This window comes from Pseudomonas sp. SDO5522_S412, from assembly GCF_054071215.1.
Map to the genome: position 1 here is coordinate 1 of NZ_JBSVWQ010000231.1, position 8,903 is coordinate 8,903.

The 8,903-nt window shown below is 61.5% G+C and carries 8 protein-coding genes; 6 read left to right on the plus strand and 2 right to left on the minus strand.

All coding sequences use genetic code 11. The features are described 5' to 3' along the window. Positions 1-103: 103 nt before the first annotated feature. From metF to ACW9I6_RS27685, 4 genes are all read left to right on the plus strand, one after another. Complete coding sequence (metF, locus tag ACW9I6_RS27670; RefSeq protein WP_301051582.1) at positions 104-949, plus strand: methylenetetrahydrofolate reductase [NAD(P)H]; 846 nt, start codon at positions 104-106, stop codon at positions 947-949. Positions 950-1,024: 75 nt separating this feature from the next. After that, positions 1,025-2,107 carry a hypothetical protein gene (locus ACW9I6_RS27675; protein WP_457340054.1) on the plus strand — a complete coding sequence of 361 codons (1,083 nt, stop codon included), beginning with the start codon at positions 1,025-1,027 and terminating at the stop codon, positions 2,105-2,107. A 70-nt stretch (positions 2,108-2,177) separates the two neighbouring features. Then, the gene (locus ACW9I6_RS27680) at positions 2,178-2,981 is read left to right on the plus strand and encodes a substrate-binding periplasmic protein (protein WP_023659310.1); all 804 of its coding nucleotides are present in this window, start codon (positions 2,178-2,180) and stop codon (positions 2,979-2,981) included. Positions 2,982-3,203: 222 nt separating this feature from the next. Continuing rightward, positions 3,204-5,087 carry a DEAD/DEAH box helicase gene (locus tag ACW9I6_RS27685; protein ID WP_457340055.1) on the plus strand — a complete coding sequence of 628 codons (1,884 nt, stop codon included), beginning with the start codon at positions 3,204-3,206 and terminating at the stop codon, positions 5,085-5,087. A gap of 69 nt (positions 5,088-5,156) precedes the next feature. On the opposite strand, the gene ACW9I6_RS27690 is transcribed toward ACW9I6_RS27685, so the two are convergent. Together ACW9I6_RS27690 and ACW9I6_RS27695 are read right to left on the minus strand one after the other, a co-directional pair. Further along, positions 5,157-5,753, minus strand: a complete 597-nt coding sequence (locus ACW9I6_RS27690) for a YceI family protein (RefSeq protein ID WP_003216844.1) — start codon at positions 5,751-5,753, stop codon at positions 5,157-5,159. 32 nt (positions 5,754-5,785) lie between these two features. Then, complete coding sequence (locus ACW9I6_RS27695) at positions 5,786-6,337, minus strand: cytochrome b (RefSeq protein WP_003216842.1); 552 nt, start codon at positions 6,335-6,337, stop codon at positions 5,786-5,788. Between the two features lie 280 nt (positions 6,338-6,617). Between ACW9I6_RS27695 and ACW9I6_RS27700 the strand changes: the two genes are divergently transcribed. Then, a complete protein-coding gene (locus ACW9I6_RS27700; RefSeq protein WP_457340056.1) occupies positions 6,618-8,024 on the plus strand; it encodes an adenosylmethionine--8-amino-7-oxononanoate transaminase in 1,407 nt (468 codons plus the stop codon). Between the two features lie 86 nt (positions 8,025-8,110). Further along, positions 8,111-8,830: a 16S rRNA (uracil(1498)-N(3))-methyltransferase gene (locus ACW9I6_RS27705; RefSeq protein WP_457340057.1), complete on the plus strand. Its 720-nt coding sequence runs from the start codon at positions 8,111-8,113 to the stop codon at positions 8,828-8,830. The last annotated feature ends 73 nt before the right edge of the window (positions 8,831-8,903 follow it).

Genomic DNA, 8,903 nt, shown 5'->3' on the forward strand with positions numbered 1-8,903 from the left:
TCAGTCGACTTATCGACTACTGACATACCGCCTTCGCGAGCAAGCCCGCTCCCACATTGACGGTGTGCACCTTCTGGCTTTATGAGTTTCCATAGGTATGACCATGTCCCAAGACCGTCGCTACAGCTTCGAGTTCTTCCCGACCAAGACCGATGCTGGGCATGAAAAACTGATGGCAACTGCCAAGCAGTTGGCCAGCTACAACCCCGATTTCTTCTCCTGCACCTACGGTGCCGGTGGCTCCACCCGCGATCGCACGATCAACACCGTGCTGCAGCTGGAAAGCCAAGTCAAAGTACCTGCTGCTCCGCATTTGTCCTGCGTGGGCGACAGCAAGGCTGACCTGCGCAGCCTGCTGACCCAATACAAGCAAGCCGGCATCAAGCGCATCGTCGCCCTGCGCGGTGACCTGCCGTCCGGCATGGGCATGGCCAGCGGCGAGCTGCGCTACGCCAATGACCTGGTGAGCTTCATTCGCGAAGAAACCGGCGATCACTTCCACATCGAAGTGGCCGCTTATCCGGAGATGCACCCCCAGGCGCGCAATTTCGAAGACGATCTGCAGAATTTCGTGCGCAAGGCCAACGCCGGCGCCAACAGCGCGATCACCCAGTACTTCTTCAACGCAGAGAGCTACTTCTACTTCGTTGAGCGTGTACAAGCGATGGGCGTGAACATCCCGATCGTGCCGGGCATCATGCCGATCACCAACTACAGCAAACTGGCGCGCTTCTCTGACGCCTGCGGCGCGGAAATCCCACGCTGGATTCGTAAACAACTGGAAGCCTACGGCGACGACGTCAAGAGCATCCAGGCGTTCGGCGAACAGGTCATCAGCGAAATGTGTGAACAATTGTTGCAAGGTGGCGCGCCAGGGTTGCACTTCTATACCCTGAACCAGGCTGAGCCAAGCCTCGCTGTCTGGAACAACCTGAAGCTGCCACGCTAAGGTCTGTTCCGAAATGCAAAGGCCCTCATAATGAGGGCCTTTGCCGTTCTAAACGCCCACGGAATTCTGCAGTCCATGAATACAACCGCCCCGACGTCCCGCCCGCAACTGGTCTACCTGGTGTTCGGCGCAGAGACTTACCATCAGGAAGCGGTATTCAGCATCGCCAGCGCCCTGTCGTTCCTGCGGGACGAGCCGGACACAGGCATCGACATCCAGGTCTTCACCGACAACCCCGAGCCCTACCGCCTGCTGCCGGTACGGGTACGCCCGCTGGACGAAGCCACGCGCAAACGCTGGAGCGAGCCTCACGGCTACCACTTTCGCACCAAGCACGTGGTGCTGCGGCAAGTGTTGCAAGAATCCGAAGTGGCGCTGCTGATCGACACCGATACGTTTTTCCATCATTCGCCCCTGGCGCTGTTTGAACGCGTGCAGCCGGGCACCCTGCTGTGCAACGCCTTCTACACCAAGTACGGCGACAACCACGAAAGCATTCTGTACAGCGCCCTGTACCAGCGCCTGCTGGACATGGGCGTGGCCGACGATGACATGATGACCCTCAATTCCGGGGTCATGGGCCTGACGCAGCAGGACGCGCACATCCTCGACCGCTCGATCGAGTTGATGGACAAACTGTTTCCCCATGCCCAGGGCGCCTACACCCTGGAAGAGTTCTGCCTGTCCATTGCCGCCTATCGCACCCTCAACGTGCGCGAATGCCCGGACCTGATCCACCATTACTGGAGCCGCAAGCAGCTGTTCCGGGCCAAGGTCAAGGCGTGGATCGCCAAGCATGGGGCAAACCCCACCAGCACCACGGCCCTGGATGACACGCGCCAGGTTTCCGCCCACCTGCCCCGCCCGCCTCGTCTGCAACGCCTGATGTACAAGCTGATCACCCTGGCATTGCCCAAGCACCAGCAGCAGTTCATCCGGGAAATCCTCTACGGCTGCTACGAACATGAAAACGAGTTCGACCAGGCGTGTGGCCCGGTTTGGTGGGACAAGGCCCGACAAAACCAGGAAGAGCGCCAGGGTCGACCGGTGGATGCCCATCTGCTGGAGCACTGGTTTGACAATCCCGTGGTGCGGCTGATTCTCGGCGAGCGGCGCGAGGCGATCTACGAACACCTGATCAAATCTCCGGGCAAGTAAACCTGGCGGGCGCCCGCAGATCACTGTGCCAGAGCTTCTCTTTAGCCCGATACAGTCGTAATCTCAGGGTATGCCTGTCACTTTCCGGTTATTGACTGCTGTTCTTTTCGCTTGCCTGAGCCTCGGTGCCCATGGCGAGAAACTGCGCATTGTCACCGAGCCCTGGGCGCCTTACGTCTACGACGACAACGGCACCATGCGCGGGCTCGACTACGAGACCACGGTGATCGTGTTCCAGCGCCTGGGCATCGATGTGGATTGGCAATTCCTGCCCTGGAAGCGCTGCCTGGCGATGCTCGACCAGGGCCAGGCCGACGGCGCACTGGATATTTTCCATAGCCATGAACGCGACGCGGTGCTGCTGTACCCCAGCGAGCCGCTGTCCGAGGTGGAGTTCGTGCTGTTCTACGCCAATCAGCGCCCACACCCGTTCCAGACCTTCGACGACCTGCGCGGCCTGACCATCGGCACCTCGCCAGGCTACCTCTATGGCGCCGAATTCAGCGAGTCCACCCTCTTCAAGCAGGAGCCGGCCGCCAGCCATGAGGCCAACTTCGGCAAACTGGCCCTTGGCCGGATCGACCTGGTGATCACGGACCGTCGGGTTGGCCAGCATGTACTCAAGGCCCTTGGACTTGAGGACCAGGTCACCCAGGCCCCCCAGGTGGTCAGCAGCCAGCCACAGTTCCTGGCCGTGCGCCGCGGTGCCGGCATGGATTTGCTGGTGCAACGCTTCGCCGCCGAACTCAAACGCTTCAAGCAAGAGCCTGCCTACGCGGCCTTGAGTGCCAAATATGCGGGCAGCAGCCCGCAAACCAGCGCATCAGCCCTGCCCGTACGCACCGTTGAGCAGCAGGAAAGCAGCGCAGAGTGATTGCTCTGTTATACTCCGGCCTTTCCGCCAGGCTTACGCCCGGACGCTTCGGTCTTGCAAAAGGCACCCGACCCCGCTACAGCGCAGCTTTCAAGCCCGCGCGAGCCGTCTGAGTGCCCGCCAGCCCCAGCAGGACCGGACGGGATTGCGTTCATCTAAACGCCATTCACGCCAGGCAAGACTATCCCTCTGGGCCAAGCCCTAACTAAAACAGGATTACTCATGTCCTTTGCTTCCCTCGGTCTCTCCGAGGCTTTAGTCCGCGCCATCGAGGCAGCGGGCTATACCGAGCCTACTCCGGTGCAACAGCGGGCCATTCCCGCCGTGTTGCAAGGCCGCGACCTGATGGTTGCGGCTCAGACAGGTACTGGTAAAACCGGCGGCTTCGCCCTTCCGATCCTGGAGCGGTTGTTCCCCAACGGTCACCCGGACAAATCCCAGCGTCATGGCCCGCGCCAACCGCGCGTACTGGTCCTGACCCCTACCCGCGAACTCGCCGCCCAAGTGCATGACAGCTTCAAGCTGTATGCCCGCGACTTGAAGTTCGTCAGCGCCTGCATCTTCGGCGGCGTCGGCATGAACCCACAGGTTCAGGCCATGTCCCGCGGTGTCGACGTACTGGTTGCATGCCCGGGTCGCTTGCTCGACCTGTGCGGCCAAGGCAGCGTCGATTTGTCCCACGTGGAAATCCTCGTGCTGGACGAAGCCGACCGCATGCTCGACATGGGCTTTGTCCATGACGTGAAAAAGGTCCTCGCGCGCCTGCCGGCCAAACGCCAGAACCTGCTGTTCTCGGCCACGTTCTCCAACGACATCACCGCGTTGGCGGGCAAGTTGTTGCACAACCCCGAGCGCATTGAAGTCACGCCGCCGAACACCACGGTCGAGCGTATCGAGCAGCGCGTATTCCGCCTGCCGGCCGCCCACAAGCGTTCGCTGCTGGCCCACCTGATCACCGCCGGCGCGTGGGAACAGGTGCTGGTGTTCACCCGCACCAAGCACGGCGCCAACCGCCTGGCCGAGTACCTGGACAAGCACGGCCTCACCGCCGTCGCGATCCACGGCAACAAGAGCCAGAATGCCCGCACCAAAGCCCTGGCCGACTTCAAGGCCGGTGAAGTGCGCATCCTGGTCGCCACCGACATCGCCGCTCGCGGCCTGGACATCGACCAACTGCCCCACGTGGTCAACTTCGAGCTGCCAAACGTCGATGAAGACTACGTGCACCGTATCGGCCGTACTGGCCGGGCCGGTCGTTCGGGCGAGGCCATTTCCCTGGTCGCACCGGACGAAGAAAAGCTGCTGAAAAGCATCGAGCGCATGACCAAGCAGAAAATCGCCGACGGCGACCTGATGGGCTTCGACTCCAGCGCGGTTGAGGCCGAGAAGCCTGAAGTGCGCGAACGTCCGGACGTGCGCAACCCGCGCAACAACCCACGCGGTCCGAAGGGCGATGGCCCGAACGGCGGCGGCGGTGGTGGCGGTCGTAAAGACAAGGGCAAGGACAAGGGCGGCAAGGACAAGGCTGCGACCAATGGCCGTGGCGAACGCCCGGCCCGTGAGCAAAAGCCCCGTGAAGGCACCCCGGCCCGCGAACAGCGCCAGCCAAGCCAGCCGCCACGTGCTGCTGCCGACCGTGCTCCGGACGAGTTCCTGGACGACGACGTGGACAACTTCGGTAACCGCGTTGACTACGTGCCCCAGGCCAAGCCGGCCCAGGGCCGTGGTCGTCGTCCGGGCGCTCCGGCCCAGGGCGCAGGCGCCGGTAATCCGCGTACTGGCGGGCAGCCACAAGGTCGCCAGAACGGTCCGCGCAGCAGCAATGGCGCCACCACCGGCACCCCGCCTGCCAAGCGCAACGGCCCGCGCAACGGTGCTCCGCGTGACGGCCAGGCCCGTCGCGAAGAGTCGCGCAACCGTCGCCCGGCCCGTGATGATCAACCTCGCCTGTCGGAGCCAGCGGTGCAAAACCCGCGCGGCGGCCCGGCACCGAAGATCATCCACAAAGAGTCGAAAAGCGATCGCACGCTGACACCTGAGCAGTTGGATCAACTGCCGGGCCGTCCACGTGGTGAAAAACCGGCGTTGCTGACCCGCAACCGCTGAGTTTTCAAAGCGCCATAAAAAATGCCCCGGATCGCGAGATCCGGGGCATTTTTGTGTGGCCGGCGAAAATTACTTCGCTTTCACACCTTCAAACGTCACGTACAGCTCAACGTTGTTGGACGCTGGACCCAGGTCCATCTGCTTGCCGAAGTCCTGGCGATTGAAGGAGGTAGTACCTTCAAAGCCGGCACGGTAGCCGCCCCATGGATCCTTGCCTTCACCCAGGAAGGTCGCCTTGACGACGATCGGCTTGGTCACGCCGTGAAAGGTCAGGTCGCCGGTCACGTCAGCAGTGACTTGGCCAGCGGCATTCTTGCCAGTGGTCTTGACGCTGGTGGAGACGAACTTGGCATCGGCAAACTTGCCAACGTCCAGGAAGTCTTTACTGGCGATGTGCTTGTCACGTTCGGCGTGGTTGGTGAACACGCTGGCGGTGCGGACGTTGAACTCAATCTTGCTGTCTTCAGGCTTGGCAGCATCGAAGCTGAACTTGCCGTCCAGGTCCTTGAAGGTACCGGTGATGAAGCTGTAGCCCAAGTGGCTGATCTTGAAGTCAACGAAGGCGTGCTGGCCTTCCTTGTCGACAACGTAGTCAGCTGCCATCGCCTGACCGGCAGTCAGCAGGGCAGAACCGATGGCCAGAGCGGCGAGAGTCTTTTTCAACATGCTTTCTATTCCTTGTGAGTCGAGGTTGAACATCAGGCTTTGCGCCCCAGCATACGAACCAGGGTCACATCACGATCAATGAAATGGTGTTTCAGCGCGGCCACGCCATGCAGGCCGGCGAACACCACCAATACCCAGGCCAGGTACAAATGCACCACGCCTGCAGTGTCTGCCTGGTCCGGTAGCCCGGAAACCAGCGCAGGAATCTCAAACAAGCCAAACACCGGGATCCCGACACCGTCTGCGGTGGAAATCAGGTAACCGGCAATCATCACGGCAAACAGCCCGAGATACAGGAACGCGTGGCCAAACGCAGCCCCCAGACGCGTCATGCGGCTATAGCTGGCAAGCGGTGGCGGCGGCGGGCTGACCAGGCGCCAGACGATCCGCACGAGCATGATGGCGAACAGCGTAATGCCGATGCTCTTGTGCAGGTCCGGGGCGTCTTTGCGCCAGGCACTGTAGTAGTCGAGACCGACCATCCACAGGCCCAATGCGAACAGACCGAACACCACCAGGGCCACGCCCCAGTGCAAAACGATGCTGACCCAGCCATAGCGGGCCGGTGAATTACGTAGTTGCATGTCCCAAATCCCGTAAGAGCTGTGGCAAGACTATCGATTTACCTATCGAATTAAAGCGGAAAATTTCGCTTTGAAATATCGAGAAATACGATCAAGAGCGTATGCAGAGTAAGTTAACAAGAGATTAAGGACTATCCAGAAGAAACGTGACGGACTGTCCTGCGTTTACCACCAATTTACGCTTCAGACTCGCAATGGGTTGTGACACAGGCCTGCATTGCATAGGCTTGCGCGATTGTTTCGCCCGCGCACGTCGCGAGCCGCTTCGAGGAGAATGAACATGGGTTTGAATAACCAGTGGATGCAACGCGACCTTGCGGTGCTGTGGCATCCCTGCACCCAGATGAAAGACCACCAGCAACTGCCGCTGATCCCGATCAAGCGCGGTGAAGGCATCTGGCTGGAAGACTTCGAAGGCAAACGCTACCTCGACGCCGTCAGTTCCTGGTGGGTCAACGTGTTTGGCCACGCCAACCCGCGTATCAACCAGCGCATCAAGGACCAGGTCGACCAGCTGGAACACGTGATCCTCGCCGGTTTCAGTCACCAGCCAGTGATCGAGCTGTCCGAGCGCCTGGTGAAGATGACCCCCGAAGGCCTGACCCGCTGCTTCTACGCCGACAACGGTTCGTCGTGCATCGAAGTCGCGCTGAAGATGAGCTTTCACTATTGGCTCAACCGCGGCCTGCCGAACAAGAAGCGCTTTGTCACCCTGACCAACAGCTACCACGGCGAAACCATCGCCGCGATGTCGGTAGGCGATGTGCCGCTGTTCACCGAGACCTATAAAGCCCTGCTGCTGGACACCATCAAGGTGCCGAGCCCCGACTGCTACCTGCGCCCCGACGGCATGAGCTGGGAAGAACATTCCCGGAACATGTTCCTGGCCATGGAGCAGACCCTGGCCGAAAACCACGACACCGTGGCCGCCGTGATCGTCGAGCCGCTGATCCAGGGCGCCGGCGGCATGCGCATGTACCACCCGGTGTACCTCAAGCTGCTGCGCGAAGCCTGCGACCGCTATGGCGTACACCTGATCCACGACGAAATCGCCGTGGGCTTTGGCCGCACCGGTACGATGTTCGCCTGTGAACAGGCCGGCATCCGCCCGGACTTCCTGTGCCTGTCCAAGGCCCTGACCGGCGGCTACCTGCCGCTCGCCGCGGTGGTCACCACCGACGATGTGTACGAGGCCTTCTACGACGACTACCCGACCCTGCGGGCCTTCCTGCACTCCCACAGCTACACCGGTAACCCGCTGGCCTGTGCGGCGGCCCTGGCGACCCTGGATATCTTCGAAGAAGACAACGTCATCGAAAACAACAAGGCCCTGGCCCAGCGCATGGCCACCGCCACCGCGCACCTGGTGGACCATCCGCACGTCTCGGAAGTGCGCCAGACCGGCATGGTGCTGGCCATCGAGATGGTGCAGGACAAGGCCACCAAGACCGCCTACCCGTGGCAGGAACGCCGGGGCCTGAAGGTGTTCGAACATGCGCTGGAGCGAGGCGCGTTGCTGCGGCCGTTGGGCAGCGTGGTGTACTTCCTGCCGCCGTATGTGATCACCCCGGAGCAGATCGACTTCCTGGCTGAAGTGGCCAGCGAAGGGATCGACATTGCCACCAACACCAAGGTCAGCGTGGCGGTGCCCAAGGATTTCCACCCGGGGTTTCGTGATCCGGGCTGATTGAGTTGATCGTTCCCACGCTCCGCGTGGGAATGCAGCCATGGACGCTCCGCGTCCGCCCTGCACACTATTTCCAGAGAACAGAAATGAGACTGTCCCGCTTTTTTGTCGACGCCCCCCTGAGCCTTGGCGACCACGAGTTGCCGGAAGCCCAGGCGCACTACATCAGCCGCGTATTGCGCATGAGCGAAGGCGACCCCGTGCAGTTGTTCGACGGTTCCGGACAGGAGTTTCGCGCCAGCTTGCTGGAAGTCGGCAAAAAACGCGTGGTGGTGCAAGTCACCGAAACCGTCGCCGGGCAGGTCGAGTCGCCGTTGCAGATTCACCTCGGCCAGGGCCTGTCCCGTGGCGAGCGGATGGACTGGGCGATCCAGAAAGCCACCGAGCTTGGGGTGAATGAAATCACCCCGATCTTCAGCGACCGCTGCGAAGTGCGCCTCAAGGACGAACGCGCCGACAAACGCCTGCAGCACTGGCGCCAGGTGGCGATCAGCGCGTGCGAGCAGTGCGGTCGCTCGCGAGTGCCGGTGATTCACCCACCGCTGTTGCTGGCGGATTGGTTGAAACAGGCCGAAGCGGATTTGAAGCTGGTGCTGCACCCGGTGGCCGAGCCCCTGGTGAGCCACGCCAAGCCTGGGAGCCTGGCCTTCCTGATCGGGCCGGAGGGTGGATTGACTGATGGCGAAGTCGAAACGGCACAAGGTGCGGGGTTTCATGCCGCACGGTTGGGCCCACGGGTGCTGCGTACCGAAACTGCGCCAGTCGTGGCGCTGGCCGTAGCCCAACAACTCTGGGGCGACTTCTAAACCCGTTTTGCAAACCCCATCAAATGTGGGAGCGGGCTTGCTCGCGAATGCGGTGGATCAGTCACAGATGTAT